Origin of the sequence: Pectobacterium peruviense (assembly GCF_003312355.2) — a bacterium.
Classification (GTDB): domain Bacteria; phylum Pseudomonadota; class Gammaproteobacteria; order Enterobacterales; family Enterobacteriaceae; genus Pectobacterium; species Pectobacterium peruviense.
In genome coordinates this window covers 4,391,233-4,411,883 of the sequence record NZ_CP161826.1, presented here as the reverse complement: position 1 = coordinate 4,411,883, position 20,651 = coordinate 4,391,233, and the positions used below count along the sequence as shown (strand labels likewise).

The following is a 20,651-nucleotide window of genomic DNA, read 5'->3' as shown; positions in this document are numbered from 1 at the left end:
TTTCTGGAGGACTAATGGAATTAATCGTGGCGCACGACATTACCGATAACGATCGGGAAGCGCTTTTTTCTGGACTGAGAAGCTACAATCGTCAATTTATTAGTCCTGCTTCTTTTGGGCAATTGGGTATTTTTCATCGAAATAGCGCCGGAGTGATGACTGGCGGGCTGATCGCTACACGGAAAGGATTATGGCTGTGTATTGATTATTTGTGGGTGGGCGAAGAATCCAGAGGCCTAAAGCTTGGCAGCGCCTTGGTGAGAGAAGCGGAACAGGAAGCGATTCGGCTTGGGTGCCGCCATGCGCTTGTGGATACGTTTAGTTTTCAGGCACTTCCCTTCTATGAAAAGCAAGGTTATCAGCTACAAATGTCTTTACCTGATTTTCCTGAGGAAGGAATGTTAAGACATTATCTAATAAAGAAAAATATGCAGGCTGCATGATAGTTATCCACCCATTGACCAATGACAAGGTAGTTCAGGTATCATCTTCTTTATAATCATGCCCGTTTATCTTCTCACTGGTGTGAACGCATGGCTTACCAACTTAATCTTAACTGGCCCGAATTCTTAGAAAAATACTGGCAAAAACAACCTGTTGTATTGAAGAACGCTTTCCCTAATTTCGTCGATCCGATTACGCCAGATGAGTTGGCTGGTCTGACTATGGAGGCGGAGGTCGATAGCCGTCTGGTCAGTTATAAAAATGGTCAGTGGCAGGCCAGCAACGGGCCGTTTGAGCATTTTGATAATCTGGGTGAAACCGGCTGGTCGCTGCTGGCTCAGGCGGTGAACCACTGGCATGCGCCGTCTGCTGAACTCGTGAGCCCGTTCCGCGTATTGCCGGATTGGCGTCTAGACGACCTGATGATCTCCTTTTCTGTACCGGGCGGTGGCGTTGGTCCGCATATCGATCAGTACGATGTCTTTATTATTCAGGGGATGGGTAGCCGCCGCTGGCGCGTGGGCGACAAGTTGCCGATGCGTCAGTTCTGTCCGCATCCTGCGCTGCTACATGTTGATCCTTTCCCGCCGATCATTGATGAAGATCTTGAGCCAGGCGACATTCTCTATATTCCACCAGGTTTCCCGCACGATGGCTTCACGCACGAGACTGCGCTTAACTATTCCGTGGGGTTCCGTGGGCCGAACGGTAGAGACTTAATCAGCAGCTTTGCTGACTACGTACTGGAAAACGATCTCGGTGGTGAGCACTATAGCGACCCTGACTTGACCTGTCGGGAACATCCAGGGCGAGTTGAAGATTATGAGTTTGACCGTCTGCGCGCGATGATGATCGACGTGATTAATCAGCCGGAAGCCCTGAAACAGTGGTTCGGTCGCTTTGTAACGACGCCACGTCACGAGTTGGATATCGCTCCGGCGGAGCCGCCTTATGAGCAGGACGAGATTGTCGGTGCGCTGATGGACGGCGACGTGTTGACGCGTCTGAGCGGGCTGCGGGTTCTGGAAGTAGGCGGTAGCTACTTCATCAACAGCGAACGGCTGGACACCGTCGATCCGAAAGCGGCTGATGCTTTGTGTCGTTACACCGTTCTTGGTAAACAAGAGCTGGGCGAGGCGCTGGAGAATCCGGCTTTTGTGGCTGAATTAACTGCGCTGGTTAATCAGGGTTACTGGTTCTTCGACGAATAAATTCCCTTCTCTTTAGCGGCTTCTGAGCACGTATTGCATGACGTGATTTGGGAGCCGCGCATTATCATCCGAATGGTTCGTTGTATAAAAAGCGTATAGGTTCATTCTGCTAATATTCGGCTATCAACCTGACGTCAGTAACGCCAATGTGAAGATCGTTATGATGTTAACTTTTCTTGGCTAAATATTAACTAACTATTGAATTTATTGATAAAAAACCATTCCCTCACGCAATTTAATCAATAACTGAACTATCTTTAGAGCGAGACCCAATTAAATAACTCTGGAGAAATGCCATGTTTCATTTGCCTAAGCTAAAGCAAAAACCCTTAGCGTTACTTCTCGCGATCTCTGTCGGTATGATGGCCCCGTTTGCTTTCGCAGAAACGAAAACACCCGGTACCCTGATAGAAAAGACGCCGCTGGATATGAAAAACGGCCTAATGGAGGCGGGGGAACAATATCGGATCCAATATTATTCGAAGAGTGGAGTCGATGGCGAAAGCCTACGGGAAGACACCGGCGCGGTTTTCATTCCCAAAGGTGAGGCGCCAAAAGAGGGCTGGCCGGTCGTGGTCTGGACGCATGGGACGATTGGCGTGGGAACATCCTGCGCACCGTCTCTCAATCCGCGTTCCGCTCGGGATTCTCAGTATCTGAATACCTGGCTATCGCTGGGTTTTGCCATTGTGGCACCGGACTACGCGGGGCTTGGGTCTGCCGGCTTGCATCACTACCTCAATTCGCGCGGTGAGGCATGGAGCGTGTTGGATAGCGTCAAAGCATCACTGACCGCATTCCCGCTGCACAATCAGTTGACTATCGTCGGCCAGTCGCAGGGGGCACATGCGGCCTTTGCGAGTACGGGCTACCAGCCGAGTTATGCACCGAACCTGAATATCGCATCGACCGTATTGACCGGCACGCCCTACTTTGATGACAAAACCTCGGCGGCAGAACTTTTTGCCGGGGGAAGCGGAGAGGGCGGCGATCCTAAAATCCCTTATGTGATGTATATCTATCTGTCAGCGGCCGATACGAATAAAGGGCTTAATGTCGATGATTATTTTACGCCGAAAGCCGCAGCTCTTGTCGCTGACGCACGTACCATGTGTATCGGTGAACTGACGCAAAAGGTGATGGCCGAGGGGTTGAATGCGAAGAATAGCCTGAAGCCTGCGATCCAGAAATTACTGGATAGCCAAACCGCGAGTTTGCGCTACAACACACTCAATGTTACCCCTCCAGTCTTTATCGGGATTGGAACCGAGGACATCAACGTGCCTACCAAAATGCAGCGTCACTTTGCGGAAGATGTCATTAGTGCAGGGACGTCAGCCGATGTGCATGAATATAAAGGCATGGACCACAGCGAAACGGTTAATGTTTCACTGCGTAATTCAGTTCCTTTCGTGTTGGGAAAATAGTTAGACAATACAGCAACACCGTAAACCTCTTGTCCCGGTGCGTCTGCCGGGACATTAGTGTGCTAGCCATCGACGCGTAGCCTGATTTTCCCGACGGTATTGCCGTTGCCGATACCCGAGCATACCCCACGCCAGCAGGCCGTACAGCCCGGCCAGCATCCACAGATGCCACCAAAATGCGCCGATCTGGGTGAGATCCGCGCCCATCTGATTAAGACGCAATATTCCCTGAATCGTGAAGACAGCAGGAACCCACTGCGCAAGCCAGTTCAGAGGTGCAGGGATCATTTCCACGGGCCAGATGAAACCAGCAAGAAAGACAATCGGAATGGAAGACAGCAGCACCGCCTGACTGGGGAGATCTTTGCGCGTGAAAGCGGCTCCCAGCACCACGCCGAGCCACAGCGTTGAGAGTAGAAAAGGCAGGGTAAACAGCAGCAGTTGGCTCATGCTAGCCTCACGTGCAATACCGTAGGCATCGAGACAAAAACCGAGCATGTAGAGAAGCGAGAGCAGGTAGGCACTGCCAACGACCAGCGTGCGTGCCAGAAGCAAACGCCACGGCGCTGCGTATTGCCAGTAGCGAACGTCGCCAGATCGCGTGCGCTGATTTTGTCCGGCACCGAGCAGGCCGCATCCCATCAGCAAAATCTGGTGGAGTATCAACATGAAAACACCGGGCACGACGTAATCGACATAGCCCATGGTTGGGTTAAATACCGGCACGGCATTCAGGGACGTTGCCTGCCACTGCGAGCTGGCGGCGGGTATCCCTTCTCCCTGAGCAAGCAGGCGTGCGATTTTGACCTGTGCACCAGCCGTTCCCCCGACTGTCGCCAGAGATTGCGCGATTGCGCCGTAGATCAGGAAGTAGCTGGCATCTGCTGAGTAGCTTACCGTGACGCTTTTTCCCTGCATGATATCGCGATAGAAGTGGCGTGGAATGTAGAGAATCCCTTTCGCTTCGCCATGCAGAAGCAGCGTTTTTGCTTCATCCAGCGTATTGCGTTGCGCCACCAGTTGTACCTCCGGCGTGGAATCGGCCATAAATGCCAGACGGCGCGAGAGCTGTGTTCCATCTTCATCGACCAGCACCACTGGCAGCTCACGCGGTGTTTGCGCGAGGTAAGGGCGCGGATAGAGAAAGGAATAGAGCAGGATGCCGCCGAACAGGGTGAGTAAGATCGTCGGATCTCTCAGTAAACTGCGCAGCTCAAATCGGATGAGTGTGGTGAATGTCAGCATGCCGCCTCCTTGCCACCGGATCGGTAGCGCCACAGCGTGAGCGGTAGCAGCAGCCAGAATAAGGCGAGCGCTGTCAACGCGGGTGCGATCTGAATGATTCCGGCACCGTAGCTGGTGACGGCAATTGCGATATCGCCATAGTGGGCTACGGGCAGTAACTGCCGCCAGAATGTGGCGAATGTCTCCATCGCTGCTGCTGGAAAGGTGATGCCCATAAACGCCAGTCCGGGTGCCATTAACGCTCCGACAATGGAAACGGCGCGTGCCGGGTCGCGAATCAGCGCATAGAAGGCCATGCCCAGTGCGACGCAGGCGCCTGCGGTCACGCCGATCGAGATAAATAGCAGCAGTGCTGAACCGTTGAGTGGGTAATCGAGCAGGTTATACAGCCCATAGCTCCAGACGCCGCCCCATATCCAGCCAATCAGCCAATGTGCCAGAAATTTATAACCGATGGCGGCAGTGGGATTCTCTGGCACCCAATGCGCACCGTACTGATCCTCCCGAGCCAGCGTATTCAGGCCGTACAGCGCGAGCAGCACCGACCAGATCGAGGGAATAATCGCGTTCAGCAAAAACTGGGCGTAGTTGGCATTCTGGTTAAACAGTGCAGTAATCTGCCCGCCAATCGGCACTGCCAGTCCTTTAGCTTCGGGAACGGCTGCTCCCTGAGATAACGCCTGCACGACGGCAATTTGTCCGTTAAAGGTGCCCGCTACCAGCGATAACGCGCTGTTGATGACTTTGGCAATCAGCACAAACTGCCCGTTATTCCAGGCGGTAATAGTGGGTGACGTTCCCAAGCGGATATCACGCTCAAAATGGCGTGGAATCACGACCAGCGCGTAGATCTCGCCGCCGCGTAATGACGTTGCGCCTTCGGCCACTGCTGAGAACTGATGGTTCAGGTTGAAAGAGGATGAGGCATCTAACTCACGAGCGAACTGGCGCGACATCGTGCTGTTATCCAGATCGATCAAGCCGATGGGGAGTTCGCGGACAATAGCGCCAGAGAGTGTCCACCAGGCAATCAACATGGCGAACAGGGGTAGCCAGAACGCTAAGGCCATTCCCCAGCGATCGTGCCACAGAGCCTTCCATTCGCGCATCATCACATTTCTACCAGTGCGCTCATGCCAACGCGTAGCCCGCTAATGGGTTGAATGGGTCGTGCTTCCACTTTGAACGTACGCATATCAAACCCTTGTCGGGTATCCGTCGCTCGCCACGTCGCAAAATCCCCCATGACGGAAACGTAAGACACCTTAAACCGGAATGTCTGGTTGTTTAGCGCCGGGATACGGGCCTCAAACTCGGTGCCCATCGCAAAGCGCTCAAGGAGATCTTCGCGCACCGCCAACTGTATCCAGATGTCGCTCATGTCCAGCAGCGTGACCACGGGAAAACCCTGTGGCGCAATTTCGCCGTTGCGTAGCAGCACGTTGCTGACTTCACCCGTGTGTGGGCTGACGACGCGCGCCTCTGCCAGATAGGCTTCCACCTCGGCGACTGAACCTGCGGCCATACGGGCTTTTTCCTCTGCGGCAACCAGTGTTTCTTTACGTGTGCCTTCGAGCGCCATTTGGTATTCCTGCCAGGCCATTCCTTCGGTGTAGCGCGCGGCATCCCATGAGGCTTTGGCTTCATCCCGTTTTTGCAGCGGCAGCACGCCTTCCTGATAGAGATTTTGCACGCGCAGGTAGGTCTTATTGCTGAGTTCGGAACCGGCTTTGGCTTTTTGCCATTGATCTTTGGCTGCGGCGATCTGCTGCTCACGTGCGCCTTTTTTGGCCTCCTGTGCCACTGCGCCTGCCGCGGCTTCACCCGCTTTCGCCTGTTCCAGCTTGGCATCGAGTTCTGGCGTCAGGAGAGTGAAGACGAGATCGCCAACGTCGAGCTGCTGGCCTTTTTCTACTCGCACATCAGCAATACGGCCCGGTACTTTGGAAGACACGGAATACTGCTGCGCTTCGATTTGCCCCTGTAGCCGTATAGGCTCGGGCTGGTAAGCAAGCCAGAAGCGATACGCTATCCAGACCACCACAATCACCAGGATGGCCTGAAGGATCCATTTGCGCTTCGAACGCGAAGAAGAGGAGGATTGTGTCATGGCATCACCTGTATGGCGTACTGAGTTTGGTAGTCGGAGAAGCGGTTCAACTGGCTGGAGATGGCCATCAATCTGGCGATGGAAACCACGTAACGATAGGCTGCTGAGGCTCGCTGTGTCTTGGCTCCGGCTAACTGATTCAGCGCATCAACCACGTCTAGCGAGGTAGACATTCCCTGCATAAAGGCTTTGTTGCGTAACTGAACATTCTCTTCCGCCAGTTTTTGTGTGGAGGACAGCGAGTTGAATTCCTCCAGCGCCTGTCGAGCGTCTCGCCATGTGGTTTCGACCAAGACCTCAAGGTTTTGCCGCATATCGGCTTCCAGATAGTTCACCTGCATTTCTGCACTTTTTGCGGCGGCAATATTGTCGGAACGGCCTTCACGGCTGATGAGCGGGACGGAAACGCCGACGCCGACCATCCAGTCTGGCGTCGTTCTGGCTGCTAGCGTGTCCTGTTCGTAAAGCTGATAGTTGCCGAACAGAAACACGTCGGGGGCATATTTGGCGCGTTCAATACGGATAAGATCCTTGGCCTGATCGCGCTTGGCTGAGAGCACCTTTAAACCGGGGTGCGTATTGAGCGTTTGTTTCACCAATGCAGGCAGTTCGGGAAGTGTTTTGTTGATGAACAGCGAAGAAGAGGGCGTTGCGCCTTCCGTCTTGATTAATTTCGCGAAGACAATTTCAGTCGTCTCCAAACTTCGGCGCGCCTTTTGTGTTTCGATTCGCGCCATGTCATAAGCGGATTGTGCGGACAGCACCTCGACTCTGGCAATTTGCCCCTGAGCCTCCAGTTTGCGAGCGTGGTCATAATGCTGCGCCATGCCTTTTTCAATATCTTGACGCGTCTTTATCACCTGATGTGCCATCACCACGCCGTAATAAGCCTGCGCGAGCGCTTCAAACTGCGCTAGCGTGCGGATGATCAGCATTTGTTCTGCCTCATTCACCTGCGCTGCCCGAATCGACTGAGCGGCATCAATTCGACCTCCGGTGAATAGCGGCCAGACGACTTGAACGGAACTGGTTACCACGTTTTGTTCTGTGAAACGGGTGACGAAGGGATTGCCGCTGATGTTAACAAGCTGGTTTAGTGCGGCGAAGATGTCTCGATGATTTGCCAGCGGATTAAGGTCACGGGCGTCTAGTTCGACAGGTTTGTCGAGACGCGTATAGCTTGCGCCTACGTTGATCTGCGGCCAGTAGAGGCCTTTAGCCGATTCTCGCAGGGACTGCGCTCGATCGACCCCCGCGTGTTCGGCAGCAATGCTGTCATCACTTTGCAGCAAGCGGACCCAGGCCTGATTAAACGTAATAGGCTGTCCAAATGCCGTGGAGGCCCAGCACTGTAATAGCAACAGCGCCGCGGGGAAATAAGCCAGAAATCGTTTTTTGCCGTAGGTTAATCGAGGCATGCCAAGTGAAATCATCCTTTTACCCAAATGCCGCCAAATTGATAAAATAAGCCCGCTGAAAAAGCGAGGCCTGTATATACCCGTCATACTTCAAGTTACATGTGTGTTGGCTGCGTTCACTCACCCGAATCACTTACCTGAGTAAGCTCATCGGGATTCCTTCCCTTGCCGCCTGCCTGAAACTCGAATTATTTAGGGTATAGGATAAAGAAACAGGGCTAACGCTGAGGTAAACAAACCGCGCTACCCCTATTATTTTTCGGAGATGATTTAGTTTTGGTCTAAATCCCAAATTATTCAAATAATATAAGGGATTGAATTGGAAAATTTATTTTTAGGGAGGATATGCGGTGCGGGATAAGTGGCGAGTCGTTAATGACGCCAGCATTCTTCTAATGAAAATAATATCTTAATATATAATTAGCCAGAAAAGACTCGGAGTTTCCTCCGAGCCAGTGTGACAATAATCAAGCTAGTGATAAAAAACGATAATTAAACGGCTTCGTTTTCGTCGGTGTAGCGTTTGGCTTTGTAGGCTGGGTGCATCAGGTTCTGGATAGAGAAAATGTCGTCCAGTTGTTCTTCGGTGAGCAGGCCGCGCTCCAGAACGACTTCACGCACGCTCTTGCCGGTTTCGGCACAGATTTTTCCAACGATATCGCCGTTGTGGTGGCCGATGAACGGGTTCAGGTAGGTTACGATACCGATAGAGTTGAATACGTAAGCTTCACACACGTCTTTGTTGGCGGTGATGCCGTTGACGCATTTTTCCAGCAGGTTGTAGCAAGCGCTAGACAGAATCTGGATGGACTCGAACATCGCCTGTCCGATAACAGGTTCCATCACGTTCAACTGCAGCTGGCCTGCTTCTGCCGCCATGGTGACGCAGGTATCGTTGCCGATCACTTTGAAGCACACCTGATTCACGACTTCTGGTACAACGGGGTTAACTTTGGCTGGCATGATGGACGAGCCCGCCTGCAATTCCGGCAGGTTGATTTCGTTCAGGCCAGTACGCGGACCGGAAGACAGCAGGCGCAGGTCGTTACAGATCTTCGACATTTTAACTGCTACGCGTTTCAGGGCGCTGTGCATCATGACGTAAGCACCGCAGTCGGAGGTTGCTTCGATCAGATCTTCAGCCGGTACGCAAGGCAGGCCGCTGACTTTTGCCAGGTGCTGAACAGCCAGTTTCTGGTACTCATCCGGTGTGTTCAGACGTGTACCGATGGCGGTGGCGCCCAGGTTCACTTCCAGCAGCAGCTCCGCAGTACGCAGCAGGTTACGGTTTTCTTCTTTCAGCAGTACGTTGAACGCGTGGAATTCCTGACCGAGCGTCATCGGTACCGCATCCTGCAACTGGGTACGGCCCATTTTCAGGATGTTTTCGAATTCTTTCGCTTTGCGCTCAAAGCCATCACTCAACTGAGTAATCGCTTCGACCAGTTTCAGGATTGAGGTATACACCGCGATACGGAAACCCGTCGGGTAAGCATCGTTGGTGGATTGGCATTTGTTCAGGTGGTCGTTCGGGTTCAGGTACTGGTATTCACCTTTCTGATGTCCCATCAGTTCCAGACCGATATTCGCCAGCACTTCGTTGGTATTCATGTTGACTGACGTACCCGCACCGCCCTGATACACATCGACAGGGAATTGGTCTAGGCACTTGCCGTTATTCAGCACTTCATCACAGGCTTGTAGAATAGTGTCGGCAATTTTACGTGGAATGGTTTGCAGTTCTTTATTCGCCAGCGCGGCAGCTTTTTTTACCATTACCATCGCGCGGACAAATTCTGGAATATCGCTGATGGTGCTATTGCTAATATAAAAGTTCTCAATTGCACGCAGTGTATGGATACCATAATACGCGTCAGCAGGGACTTCACGGGTGCCTAACAGGTCTTCTTCAATACGGATATTCGTTGACATGGATCTTCTTCCTTTTTATTGTTCGATGTACATAGCATCGCTTTCAATATTAAAACTATGATTTTTTTAGGTTTTGTCTATCCTGTTTTGGTGTTTTCAGGTAGCACGAACCCACCACGATTTTGATAAAATCATGACTAAAAAAGAGTTCTCGGGGAGACGAACGTTGAATAAGCATCGTTAAATGACTATTGGCGGATATATTCCTCCATTTTTACTACGTCTCCCAATCGTGAATAGTTATACCTAACTGTTATTCCGAATTATCTGGGTTAATCTCAACCAGTTTTTCTATTCCGCGGTTCAGCGTTTTCAATTTCGGAATAAATACGGTTTTGATAATGTCATGCGTGACATCACACGCTTCTTCAAAGAACGCACTGTATTCATCGCGGTGCCCAACAATATAAAGCGAACGCTTGATATTCAGCTGTTCCGGCATATGCGTCAGTACCTCACGAGAGTGGGCAACGGATTGCAGGAAACTAAGCGGGGTGGTCACCGCCCAACCGATACCGGCTGCCACCATCGACGTTAAGGTATCCGCATTATCAAATTCGAGCATGTTCGGTACGCGGATATCGATGCGGCGTAGATAACGCTCAATCTGCATCCCAATCTGCGAGTTCCGGTTAAAGCGCACCAGCGGCAAGGCGGCGGAAAGCTCGCGGATATCCTCAACCGTTTTGATCCGTTTGCGGTAATCCGGCGGCGTGATAATAAAATAGCCTTCGGAAAACAGCTGATGTCGCACTACGCTATCGCTGTCGATCAACGGGTCGCTGGTGACGATTAAATCCAGCTCGCGACGCATTAACGCTTCACCCTGCTGTGGGCTGAGCCCGGTACGAATCAGCAACTGCGACGAACTCTTCATCAAACTCTTGGTAAATACCGAACCACAAGTGATGGCAAATGAGTCCACTAGGCCAATACGTAAGTCGGGTTTGATGCCTTTTCCCGCTTCCAGCACCTGTGCCTTGAGGTTCGCAATCTCCTCCGTCAGGATTTCTCCCCGGTTTTTCAACGCAATGCCGTAAGGCGTCAGGACAAAGGGGCGACGAGCCCGGTTTACCAATTTGACGCCGAAATCTTCTTCCAATAACCGGATCGTTTGCGAAATGGCAGAAGGCGTCAGGCCTAGCCGCGTGGCGGCTGCCGTCATGCTTCCTGCTTCCGCCATCGTCACAAAAACATAGACGGCGTACATATCGATCGATTTATTGGCGGACACTGTGCGTTTAACCATATGAGTTTGCCTACGCTGCAAGGTGAATGTCGTCGAAATATGAAGCGTTAGTCTATCTCATCTCGCTGACTACGACCTCGCTAACTGATGTCAGAATAGTCGGCTAACTTCAGAAAAAATACAGGTTGCATCACTGATTAATTTTTTCTTATTTCTAGCTTTAGCGGATCTGAAGATGATGTCATCCATGGATTTTAACGCGTGGAATCGCGTAGAGAGGGGCGAAGGAGCACAACAGACGTTGGCCGTATTTTTCGGCGAATGAACAGGCATTATTGAGAAACGGCTAATCAATGAAATGTGATGAGGAGAATGAAGAGGTGTTTTGCGCAATATGGTAGAAAATGCGTCTGTATTTCAAAGAGCTAAGTTAGGGTGTTCCCCTTTAACAGTTTGTTGACACCTTTGTTACGATGCGAAATACTCTCTTACGGATTGATATCCATTGGTGTGTGGTTTCTTAATTTTCATTAAAATTCAATTAGATAAATATAAAAACTGATTTCGTACTTCGCTCACTTTATTCACATTGAGTGGTGATTAAGTGCGGAAAAAACTATGCCGAATTAATTAATCATTCTGGTTATTGAGAAAACTACGCCGCGGGGTATTCCACCGCGGTTGGCGGGTGTTTTCAAAAAATATTACATAAGAATATGTTAATTAAGGGATAAAAGAATTCTGCTTGTCAGCGTTCTTCGCGTTTGGGGTGGCTAAGGATGAGGGATATGGAGTGAAGCATTATCAAGTCAGAAGAATTAGCCTGCTTGCTGCCATTGTGACACTGACAACAAGCTGTGCGTCTTTGCATGATGCGGGCCGCAGCTATGGCACGGCGATTGGCTGTATTGGCGGGGCTGCATTGGGCGGTGGACTTACCTATCTGGTGACGGGGGATGCCAAGAAAGCTGTGGCGGGAGGACTGTTAGGCGGTGCCGCAGGTTGTGCATTGGGGAATGTTTGGCAGAACCGTGAAGAGGCACTGGCAAAAATTGCCCAAGAAGAGAATATCGCGATTACAACGCGCGCGCTGCAATCTCAGGAAAAAAGCGGTACTGAAACCGTAGGGCTGGTGGCTCAGGTTCAAGACAGCGGCATGTTCGATACCAATAGTGCGCAACTTTCTGCGGATGGCTTACGGCAGGTCAAAAAGATTGCTACAGCGATGAAAGAGGGTGACCAAAGCGGCGTCATTCTGGTTGTAGGACATACTGATGCTACGGGTAGTGCAGAATGGAACCAGCGTCTTTCAGAGCAACGTGCACAGAATGTCGGTCGGGTGCTTGAACAGGCTGGGCTGAGTGCACAGAAACTTTACTTCCAAGGGGCTGGCTCCGCTCGTCCGGTGGCCGATAACGCCACGGTAACTGGTCGGACTGCCAACCGTCGGGTCGAGATTGTAGGGCTGACAAATGAAACCCTGCTAAAACAGCGTCTTGAGCAAGAAGGTAGTAACCTTGCTTATCTGCGTTATGGCACGGCTGAACAAGCTACGTCGACAGCGAGTTCTTCTTCTACATCAAGTCGCAAGGTGAAACCCTCGACATCATCTTCAAATCGTAAAGCCGATCCCGCTCGTAAAGCTGAAACGCAGACTGCGGCGGTAACGCCAGCAACGGAACCGAAGCCGTCAGCCGCGCCAACGACGAAGAAAGCCGCCGAGCCAGCCAATAGCAAGAACTTTGTTGATTTTGGCGGGCAGCCAGTCAATTCCTCCACGCCCGTTTTGGCGGCGAGCCTCAAGCCGCGCAGCAGCGGGTTTAGCCTGATTCCAGAAGCGAATGCTAGCAGTATGCTAAAAAGCTGTGTAGCGGATAATGTGCGCGTCAGTGGACAAGCCAAAAATCTGGCTAGTGGGAAAGCGGTTGAAACCCATGAAACCCGAGAATATCTGCCGGGCATGAACGGTCGAGCTTGGGCTGGGTTGGTGAATAATCATCTGGTCACACTCTCGCCCGTTAAGGTGCTGAGTGATAACGCCACGGTGGTGGAAAATCCGAAGGTATATGTCACGCGTGATTACCAGTCTAAAGGCAACCGTAAAGCTGATGCGCCATTAAATGCGGTAGCGAATGCGTGGGAAGGTGAGGAAAGCATTCTGTATCGGGTTTATCTACAAGATGAAACACAACAGGCACTTTCCTGCGTAGATTTACTGGTGCCGAAAAAGGCCAGTAAGGCACAGCAAGGGCAGCTGTTCTACAGCAATCACAGCAAAGAATACATCGCGAGCTACACCCCAACGCGTAGTTAATTAAAAGGTATTGATTCATGGAATTATTTCAAAGCATCGCTGAGGCGATTTCGCTTTATCGTTACATTTTCTGGCCATTATTGGTGCTGATGACGCTGGTACTGGTTTTCATCCGCTGGTGGGATCAGGTCAGCTACTTTTTCCTTAACCTGATGAGCAGTATGCCACTTATCGGTCATGTCTCCCGTTTGTCCCGCGCGAATGAACCGCGTCGCCAAGGCACGGGGAAACTGGCCTGGTATCCGGCAGAAGAGGCGATTTGCGCCAAATACTGGCAGTATTATAAAACCTCAAATCTGGATGCTGATTTTTATCTGCGCTGCGTAAACTACCTTAATAAGGTAGATGAGCGCGGGCGTAAGCCGACGGGCGTGATCTTGTGGGGTTGCAGTGTCGTGTTGGTCCTGCTCGAAGCCTTTATTTTCGCGTTGGTACTCTCTCCGTTTATCGCGAGTAACATTTCTGCCAATCAGGCCGAGTTCTCGGCGATTGTTATCTCCGTTCTGATCGGTGTGGTGCTGGTGCCTGCCACTCACTTGATGGGATCCGAACTGCATAAAAACACGTTGCTGAAAAAGATCCGTTACTGGTATTCAGAAGCGCGCCATAGCGGCTCTGCGAAGGGCTTGAGCAAGAACCACGAAATCTCGCTGGAAAATACCCGTTTGGATGACAACGATCCAAACTACATCCAGATGTTGAATCGCGTAACTCACAATGTTCACGTTAAGCCGCAGTATTGGGCAACGGCGGTTGCCCTGTCGCTGATTATTTTCTTCTCTGTTGGTGCCTATCTGGTGCGTGCGGCGACCATCAATGCGATGGATACGCAGGCAGTGAACGGTTCGCCGTTCTCACAGGTCGTGCAAACGAGTGATGCTTCTCCGTTTGACCTGCCATCGGGTGCGGTAGCGGACAATGCCAAAGCGGACACGCAGGCGTCGCAAGAAATCACAGACAACCGTGTGTTTGCTTCAAAACTGACGTTCATCATCTTGTCCGTCATTTTTGTTGGCGTACAGCTGATTGGTATTTTGATCGGTATTTATCGTTCATTTGCTGGGATTGAATCCAAATCCGCAGCGAAATATATCGGTAATTTCAGTGGTTCTGAGGAGTTTGCATCGTGGCATGCAATGCGGCGTGAACGTGTGGAGCGCGATGGACAAGAAAAGCTAACCGCATTGCAAAATCGTTTGATGATGAAGCGCACCAATAGCCAGAGTGAACCGCTTACCACGCTACCGACGTTTGATGATTACATCAGTGGCAAGCTGCGTGATAAAGCGCGCTCAAACGCAGAGTTGACTGCGCATTTACAAGCGAAAAACGAACCTGCACAGCCAGCGCCTGTTGCTCAACCTGTTGCGGTTCAGCACGTTGAGTCTGCACCTGCTGAGGTGGTTAGCCAGCATGTGGCACACGCGCCGGCAGCAACAGTCGTTGAACCTATTCAGGTTGCTCAGCCAGTCGCTACTGTCGTAAATACGTCGGAGAGCGATGACGAGAAACAACGTATCCATGAACTAGGTGATTTGACGTCGTTCAGCGAGGAAGAACTACAGCTGATTGCTGACGATCAGGAACTGTCGTTGGAGTCCTTGAGAAAACGCCAGCGCGTGCAGGCGTTGCTGAATAAGGCGCGTCCGAAGGAGAACGTATGAGGACGCTACTCTCGCTGCTGTTACTGGGGGTAACCTGTGTGTCGCAGGCCGCAGAGCGTAACGATATCCCTAGTTGCTATAGTTTTGCCAAACTGGACCAACATCGCCCGGCTGACAGCGGTCGGGAGCTAGTGGTGATTGTCGACCAGACGGTCAAAGTGCCTGTTGATCTGAAAAAATCGATCTGGAATCAAGTAGTGCGCTATGTGCAGCCCGGCGATCATGTGGTGATGTATCAGTTCTCGGCGCTGTTGCAGGATAACTACATGAAGCGCGTTTTTGACGGCAAGCTGGAAATGCCATTCACCGATCATAAGGTACGCAACAGTTTGGGCATGGACAGTCTGAAATCGCTTGATGGGTGTTTGGTGCAACAACGGCAATTCTTTGCACAAAATATCGGGAAAAAGATGGCAGAAAGCTTCGCCGATCGTGGGGATAATATCGCCAAAAGCGAAATTATGGATAGCCTTAAGCACATTGGTGATGACCTGAAAGAAACGCCCGCGAGCAGCAAAACGATCCTATTGGTGTCCGATATGCTGGAAAACAGCGAGTTTGGCAGCTTTTACAGCAACAACAGTATTCGTTTGTTAGAGCCGGAAAAAGAGATGGCGCGTGCCGGAAAGCAAAATTTGGTGGCGGATTTCACTGGCGCGAATGTGTATATCGCGGGAGCAGGGCTGATTGATACGGATTCGAAAAATAACTATCGATCCGGCAAGATCATGCAGCAGTTGGAAATTTTCTGGCGGCAATATTTTGCGGCCTCGAAAGCCACCGTAGTGAGCTTTGGTGCACCCGAGTTGACGGTCGATCTAAAATAGCTTTTATCTGACAGAAAGGCGCTAATGTGTGAACGACATTAGCGCTTTTTTTGTTTTCAATGGGGCTGCTTCACCGATTCGGTTTTTTGTTCAGTTGATGATTAATGCCGAGCTCTCTTCCCTTATAGAGAGAAAGTTAGAGGGCAAATGTTATCACCCTATGTGACCTAACAGATTGTTTTTACTGTGTGGTCAGAGGTGCTCCACTCACTGTCGTTACCGTGCGCACGTGGCGTTCCGCCTGCTCACACATTTCCAGCAGTGCCGGAATCAGGTGTGCGGTGGCGTTGAGGCACGCACCGAGCTGGCTGAGGCTTTCTTGCGGCAGTTCAACGTCATTTTGTAGTGTGTCGCCGAGGTAATGCAGGCCGTGGCACAGACCTTCAACCGATTCTGCGGCAATCGCGCCGAGGTCGCAGAGCTGAACGTCATCTAACTGTGCGAAAGGCAGGCTGGCGATCAGATCGCGGAAAATGGTAATGGTGCTGTCATCGTGTGTGGCGTGAGTGTCCGTCATGATTGAATCTTCCATAGCTAGATAATTATTTCATCACGCCCTCAGGTTCCAAACTAAAGGTGTGACCCAGACAGGGTTGGAACACCGGATCTAGCGACCGGCCAACCTTGCGGTTGCCCTGCCTGAGCCACGGATTAGAGTGTGCACGTAGCCCCTGAAAAAACAAAGCGTTTTCAGTTCTAGATAGTCGGGGTTCCACGCCCGGCTACGGATGTTACCGCAGCACAGAGACTCTATTCCAACGGCGGAAAACGTGAAATAGGGTGGATGGATTTACAGTAGAATTACAGCAGGTTTTGGAATGAAGTTCGCAGAAATGGGCGGAAAGGCTTGTCGCTGGGAAATCGCGATACACGTGCGACCACAGGGGGGAGGTGCCGTAAGTGTTAAGTTCCACCCTGTGTTTTCCCTAAAATAGAATTGCTTTGGGGCATTTATATACCAAATAAAAATTAATTGGACAAGTACCAATATAACTTAGAATAATACCAATAGCCCATCATAGCTAAGTATAAAAATAAGAGCCTGACTTAAAGTTGGGCTCTTATTTGTTAATATCAAATTGCTTATATATTATTCAAGGCAAATTGCTTTGATAGTACTACCTTCCTTTTCATTTGTATTCATGTTGTTGAGCCAATCATCAATGCTCTCTTTCTTCTGCTTATCAAACGATTCTTTCACCTCTTCCCATGTACGAACGCTTAAGCTATAGGCAGCTTGGCGAAGTGAATAGGTGGATTGAAATGTTATAGTCCCTTTATTACTAGACTGAGAAATTTCGAAGGTACTAGAATAAAGATTAAAGTACACCTTACCATCTGTACCAAGAGTGAAAATGTTTTGATTGAACCCTGAGTACTCTTGTTTTTTCTCAGAGTAAGACAACGCAGCTTTAACTAAACTTTTAACTGAATCTCTAACGGCATCTTTATCACCGGATAAAATCCCACGAAATCCATCAACAAAAGAATTGATGAGATCATTGGCATTATGGCTTTTTTGCTCAATTTTGGTTGTCTGCGCCCACTCTAAGGTAAGGAATGGTACTCCTGCAATTAGACGTGTAAACTCTTCAAAATTTTTATTACGTCCGGTCGTATTTGGATCCAATGGATCATATTTTGATTTTACACGACATAGATTAACTGTAGTTTGCAAACCTTCATATATACTTTCTGGATTAGGCTTTGGTGTTCTTGATTTTTTCTCTGCATCCTTATAATTCTTGTTAGGATGTGCTTGAAAGGGGGCCATATATGTTGAGTTTTTTTCTATGAAATCTAAGTCGGAGAATGCTGAACTTGCTATATATAATGCTCTTTCATTAGAGGTGATATTATCTACCCACAACGATGTTTTTTGCTTTAGCGATTCCATAATAAATCCTTATTTTAATAGTGATTTGTTTTTTGTGAAAATACGAGGAATTAAATTTTTAACGATTGGATAAATGTCTTTCAATCATGTTGCCTTTATAAACGTAGGATCGAATTTTTATTTTTCAAATAAATATTTTAATGAAAAAATTAATTATTGTGCATTGAATTATTTCATGTGGTTTATTGTTTTGATTTTCTGTTCTTGAAAGATTATGAGTATTTTCCCTTTACGTCGCCTGAGTGTGATTTATAATCGATTGTTGATGTTTTATTCATTTTTATTTGAGTGGTAATTATTAGTTTGATGGAATTTAAACGTTATTTAATTAAAAGTAAGCGGTATTAATCGGAACAGTGTTTTGTTTACTGAGTGCCATCTATTGGAATCAATCAGCTCAACACATGATAGCGATAGAGCATTTTCTCAAGATCCTGTTTCATGCTGACAAAAAGCAGGATCTCTATGACGCCATGCTCTTCATCAACATCATATAAACAGCGAAAATCATCTTCTATCGAGAGGCGCTCGCGGAGTGCGATTCCCTTATCGGATAATATTGCATTATGCCTGTAGCGGGCAGGATCTTGAGAAATGGCCTGTATGGATGATAAGAACAGGGATTCAGACCACGTAGCTGCTTGTTCAATACCGATATAGTGGGGTCTATAAGACTCTGCATCCTGCAAGGACCAGACGGCCGCAGGGGCGACTTTAATGGTGTACGAACTGGCCAAATTGGCTCCTTGTTTTACGTTCGCGCTTCACGTAATTTTTGTAAGGCTTCCTCGGCGGACATTCCCTGACCGTTTTTAATTTCTTTCTTGGCCGCCATCACCAGCTTCAAGAGTGCGTTAGATTGCCTTTCTTTTTCTCTCTCAAGCAGTTCTGCTTCCCGCTCTGCCGCTGTTTGCACGAAGAGTTCTGCGGAGCCGTTCTTCGTTATATAAACGCCTCCCTGAAACAGTTCAGGGTTGCCAAGGCCTTCACGAGCCGACTTCTGAGACATTGTGGTTTTCATATCATCTGCCTTAATTAAAACAATTGCTTATAGAAATTATGGCTATAAGCCGTAGACTCCTGCCATGTGGTGTAGTGAATACTTTTATCTTGCTGCTGCCTGAGGAGGCACAGAGTAATTATATCGTAGTCTACACGTAAGGTATAAATTTATGATGAATTTATACCCGTTTCAACCCCTCCCAGCTCAGCCCAAAACGTGCCAGATATTTACGCAGCCGGTCGGCGTCGTTGGGCTTCTGTTTTTGCTGGCGTGAGACGGCAAACAGCAAACGGCCTGCGTCGGAGAGCGAGTTGGCGGTGCGGCAGACGTCGAGCACGGTTTCAAGCTGGCGCTGTTCGAAGAGATCGAGGTTATTGAGGTCGATGTTAGCGAGTTCGGGCGATAGCACGGTTGCTGGCGCATCACTCATCCAATTGGCTTGCAGGCGAGCCATTTCTTCCTCTACCAGTGCAAGGGTGATTCGTCCTTGTTCGGCCAGCGTCGCCATACGGGCGATAGAAGAACCGAGTTCGCGGAAGTTGCCGCGCCACGCTGCTTGTGGTGAGCAGGCAAAGGCGAGGTAGCGTTGTCGTGCGTCTTTATCAAAGCGAATCTGCGTTTGGTTATCGCGTGCAAAGCGTTGGAGTTCGTATTCAATGTTGGGTTCGATATCTTCCCGCCGTTCTGCCAGCCCCGGCAGAGGGAAGGTCCACATGTTAATTCGCGCATAGAGATCTTCACGAAATTTGCCTTGTGCGATCCACTCGCGCAAGTTGCGGTGCGTGCCAGCAATTAACTGAAAATCACTGCTGACTTCTTTATCCGAACCAAATGGGAAAAAACGTTTTTCTTCAATGGCCTTGAGCAGCATGGCCTGTTCATCCAGCCCCAGTTCAGCGATTTCATCCAGAAACAGCATGCCGCCGTCTGCTTCACGTAACAGTCCGGTTCTGGCCTGTAATGCGCCAGTAAATGCGCCTTTCACGTGGCCAAATAGCGTCGACATCGCATTGTCGCCGCGCAGCGTGGCGCAGTTGACGGCGACAAAGCGACCGTTGACCAGATGGCGGGACTGTCGCAACTCGTAGATACGCTGCGCCAGAAACGATTTCCCCGCACCGGTCGGGCCGGTCAGCAGTATCGGCGCGGTGGATCGCAGCGCGACGCGTTCAATCTGGTCGATTAGTGCGTTGAACGTGGCATTGCGCGTCTCGATGCCGGATTTGAGGAACGAGACGGAACGTTGCTGCTCATGCTGAAAACGGCTAGTAAGCGTGGCGTAGCGGCTGAGATCCAGATCGATGACGGCGTAGATGCCTTGCGGTGCGGGGCGATCCGCTTTCTCCCCCGGTGCAGTTTGCAGCAGCTTGGCGGGCAGATAGCGGGCTTCGGTTAGCAGGAACCAGCAAATCTGCACGACGTGGGTGCCAGTGGTGATGTGGACGAAATACTCTTCGTTTTCGGTGTCGAACGGATAGCTGCTCGCAAAGTCCAGAAAGGCACTGTAGACCTCTTCGAGATTCCACGGATCGCGCAGCTCAACAGCTTGAAGCGTGACCTGTGTGGTGGGTGACACCACAGAGATATCCTCCACCACCTGCTGTGCCATTCCCTCGTTGCGTGACTGGTGCAGCAGTTCCAGGCGATCGACCGGAAAATCGGGCTGTTGGCACAGGCCAACGGTAGGACGCCATTTTGTCCAGCGGTTCTCCCGTTTACCTCGTTTATCCAGCGTGGTGCCCAGCACACCAATAACAACGCGACGCTTCATGTTATTCCTTTATATAAATTATTATCCTATAGGATAAATTTACCTGTTCTTTTACTTCGTTGCCAGTTCGTGTGGTGAGTTTTTTATTTATTAATTATCAATTAATTATGTTTTTATTTTATCTGTTTAAGAAATCTGGCACGTCTTTCGCTATATCTCAGGTGAACAATGACAAACAAAGAGAATAAAAAATGGAAGA

The 20,651-nt window shown here is 50.0% G+C and carries 17 protein-coding genes; 6 read left to right on the top strand and 11 right to left on the bottom strand.

Annotated features, from left to right (window positions below):
* Positions 1-14: 14 nt before the first annotated feature.
* The 3 genes from DUT67_RS19855 to DUT67_RS19845 all read left to right on the top strand — a co-directional run bounded on the left by DUT67_RS19855 (position 15) and on the right by DUT67_RS19845 (position 3,082).
* Positions 15-443: a GNAT family N-acetyltransferase gene (locus DUT67_RS19855; RefSeq protein WP_113632138.1), complete on the top strand. Its 429-nt coding sequence runs from the start codon at positions 15-17 to the stop codon at positions 441-443.
* A 90-nt stretch (positions 444-533) separates the two neighbouring features.
* The gene (locus DUT67_RS19850; RefSeq protein WP_113632137.1) at positions 534-1,655 is read left to right on the top strand and encodes a cupin domain-containing protein; all 1,122 of its coding nucleotides are present in this window, start codon (positions 534-536) and stop codon (positions 1,653-1,655) included.
* 296 nt (positions 1,656-1,951) lie between these two features.
* On the top strand, positions 1,952-3,082 hold the full coding sequence (locus DUT67_RS19845) for a lipase family protein (RefSeq protein WP_113632136.1): 1,131 nt from the start codon (positions 1,952-1,954) through the stop codon (positions 3,080-3,082).
* A 54-nt stretch (positions 3,083-3,136) separates the two neighbouring features.
* On the opposite strand, the gene DUT67_RS19840 is transcribed toward DUT67_RS19845, so the two are convergent.
* The 6 genes from DUT67_RS19840 to DUT67_RS19815 all read right to left on the bottom strand — a co-directional run bounded on the left by DUT67_RS19840 (position 3,137) and on the right by DUT67_RS19815 (position 11,036).
* On the bottom strand, positions 3,137-4,327 hold the full coding sequence (locus DUT67_RS19840; protein WP_113632135.1) for an ABC transporter permease: 1,191 nt from the start codon (positions 4,325-4,327) through the stop codon (positions 3,137-3,139).
* Complete coding sequence (locus tag DUT67_RS19835; RefSeq protein WP_113632134.1) at positions 4,321-5,439, bottom strand: ABC transporter permease; 1,119 nt, start codon at positions 5,437-5,439, stop codon at positions 4,321-4,323. Before DUT67_RS19835 ends, DUT67_RS19840 begins: the two co-directional genes overlap by 7 nt.
* On the bottom strand, positions 5,439-6,437 hold the full coding sequence (locus tag DUT67_RS19830) for an HlyD family secretion protein (RefSeq protein ID WP_113632133.1): 999 nt from the start codon (positions 6,435-6,437) through the stop codon (positions 5,439-5,441). Before DUT67_RS19830 ends, DUT67_RS19835 begins: the two co-directional genes overlap by 1 nt.
* Positions 6,434-7,855, bottom strand: a complete 1,422-nt coding sequence (locus tag DUT67_RS19825; RefSeq protein ID WP_113632132.1) for a TolC family protein — start codon at positions 7,853-7,855, stop codon at positions 6,434-6,436. Before DUT67_RS19825 ends, DUT67_RS19830 begins: the two co-directional genes overlap by 4 nt.
* A 492-nt stretch (positions 7,856-8,347) precedes the next feature.
* A complete protein-coding gene (gene aspA / locus DUT67_RS19820) occupies positions 8,348-9,787 on the bottom strand; it encodes an aspartate ammonia-lyase (protein WP_005971181.1) in 1,440 nt (479 codons plus the stop codon).
* Positions 9,788-10,040: 253 nt separating this feature from the next.
* Positions 10,041-11,036: a LysR family transcriptional regulator gene (locus tag DUT67_RS19815; RefSeq protein WP_113626413.1), complete on the bottom strand. Its 996-nt coding sequence runs from the start codon at positions 11,034-11,036 to the stop codon at positions 10,041-10,043.
* Positions 11,037-11,769: 733 nt separating this feature from the next.
* Here DUT67_RS19815 and DUT67_RS19810 point away from each other — a divergent pair.
* Genes DUT67_RS19810 through DUT67_RS19800 form a run of 3 tightly spaced genes read left to right on the top strand, consistent with a single transcriptional unit; the run spans position 11,770 to position 15,781 of the window.
* Complete coding sequence (locus DUT67_RS19810; RefSeq protein WP_113626412.1) at positions 11,770-13,290, top strand: OmpA family protein; 1,521 nt, start codon at positions 11,770-11,772, stop codon at positions 13,288-13,290.
* Positions 13,291-13,307: 17 nt separating this feature from the next.
* Positions 13,308-14,954: a hypothetical protein gene (locus DUT67_RS19805; protein WP_113626411.1), complete on the top strand. Its 1,647-nt coding sequence runs from the start codon at positions 13,308-13,310 to the stop codon at positions 14,952-14,954.
* Positions 14,951-15,781 carry a hypothetical protein gene (locus DUT67_RS19800; protein ID WP_113626410.1) on the top strand — a complete coding sequence of 277 codons (831 nt, stop codon included), beginning with the start codon at positions 14,951-14,953 and terminating at the stop codon, positions 15,779-15,781. Before DUT67_RS19805 ends, DUT67_RS19800 begins: the two co-directional genes overlap by 4 nt.
* A gap of 181 nt (positions 15,782-15,962) precedes the next feature.
* On the opposite strand, the gene DUT67_RS19795 is transcribed toward DUT67_RS19800, so the two are convergent.
* From DUT67_RS19795 to rtcR, 5 genes are all read right to left on the bottom strand, one after another.
* Complete coding sequence (locus DUT67_RS19795) at positions 15,963-16,298, bottom strand: hypothetical protein (protein ID WP_113626534.1); 336 nt, start codon at positions 16,296-16,298, stop codon at positions 15,963-15,965.
* Between the two features lie 573 nt (positions 16,299-16,871).
* Positions 16,872-17,678: a hypothetical protein gene (locus DUT67_RS19790; RefSeq protein WP_113626409.1), complete on the bottom strand. Its 807-nt coding sequence runs from the start codon at positions 17,676-17,678 to the stop codon at positions 16,872-16,874.
* A gap of 392 nt (positions 17,679-18,070) precedes the next feature.
* The gene (locus tag DUT67_RS19785; RefSeq protein WP_113632131.1) at positions 18,071-18,415 is read right to left on the bottom strand and encodes a type II toxin-antitoxin system RelE/ParE family toxin; all 345 of its coding nucleotides are present in this window, start codon (positions 18,413-18,415) and stop codon (positions 18,071-18,073) included.
* Between the two features lie 14 nt (positions 18,416-18,429).
* Positions 18,430-18,699 (bottom strand): hypothetical protein, encoded by a 270-nt coding sequence (locus DUT67_RS19780; RefSeq protein WP_113626407.1) that lies wholly within the window; start codon positions 18,697-18,699, stop codon positions 18,430-18,432.
* 160 nt (positions 18,700-18,859) lie between these two features.
* Complete coding sequence (gene rtcR, locus DUT67_RS19775; RefSeq protein ID WP_113632130.1) at positions 18,860-20,452, bottom strand: RNA repair transcriptional activator RtcR; 1,593 nt, start codon at positions 20,450-20,452, stop codon at positions 18,860-18,862.
* Positions 20,453-20,651: the final 199 nt, after the last annotated feature.

What these genes read in the sequence shown, in the direction of transcription:
- DUT67_RS19815 (WP_113626413.1), bottom strand. Translation starts at nt 11,036, where the DNA reads ATGGTTAAACGCACAGTGTCCGCCAATAAATCGATCGATATGTACGCC.
- DUT67_RS19780 (WP_113626407.1), bottom strand. Translation starts at nt 18,699, where the DNA reads ATGAAAACCACAATGTCTCAGAAGTCGGCTCGTGAAGGCCTTGGCAAC.
- rtcR (WP_113632130.1), bottom strand. Translation starts at nt 20,452, where the DNA reads ATGAAGCGTCGCGTTGTTATTGGTGTGCTGGGCACCACGCTGGATAAA.
- DUT67_RS19795 (WP_113626534.1), bottom strand. Translation starts at nt 16,298, where the DNA reads ATGACGGACACTCACGCCACACACGATGACAGCACCATTACCATTTTC.
- DUT67_RS19855 (WP_113632138.1), top strand. Translation starts at nt 15, where the DNA reads ATGGAATTAATCGTGGCGCACGACATTACCGATAACGATCGGGAAGCG.
- DUT67_RS19850 (WP_113632137.1), top strand. Translation starts at nt 534, where the DNA reads ATGGCTTACCAACTTAATCTTAACTGGCCCGAATTCTTAGAAAAATAC.
- DUT67_RS19825 (WP_113632132.1), bottom strand. Translation starts at nt 7,855, where the DNA reads ATGCCTCGATTAACCTACGGCAAAAAACGATTTCTGGCTTATTTCCCC.
- DUT67_RS19790 (WP_113626409.1), bottom strand. Translation starts at nt 17,678, where the DNA reads ATGGAATCGCTAAAGCAAAAAACATCGTTGTGGGTAGATAATATCACC.
- DUT67_RS19835 (WP_113632134.1), bottom strand. Translation starts at nt 5,439, where the DNA reads ATGATGCGCGAATGGAAGGCTCTGTGGCACGATCGCTGGGGAATGGCC.
- DUT67_RS19800 (WP_113626410.1), top strand. Translation starts at nt 14,951, where the DNA reads ATGAGGACGCTACTCTCGCTGCTGTTACTGGGGGTAACCTGTGTGTCG.
- DUT67_RS19845 (WP_113632136.1), top strand. Translation starts at nt 1,952, where the DNA reads ATGTTTCATTTGCCTAAGCTAAAGCAAAAACCCTTAGCGTTACTTCTC.
- aspA (WP_005971181.1), bottom strand. Translation starts at nt 9,787, where the DNA reads ATGTCAACGAATATCCGTATTGAAGAAGACCTGTTAGGCACCCGTGAA.
- DUT67_RS19840 (WP_113632135.1), bottom strand. Translation starts at nt 4,327, where the DNA reads ATGCTGACATTCACCACACTCATCCGATTTGAGCTGCGCAGTTTACTG.
- DUT67_RS19805 (WP_113626411.1), top strand. Translation starts at nt 13,308, where the DNA reads ATGGAATTATTTCAAAGCATCGCTGAGGCGATTTCGCTTTATCGTTAC.
- DUT67_RS19830 (WP_113632133.1), bottom strand. Translation starts at nt 6,437, where the DNA reads ATGACACAATCCTCCTCTTCTTCGCGTTCGAAGCGCAAATGGATCCTT.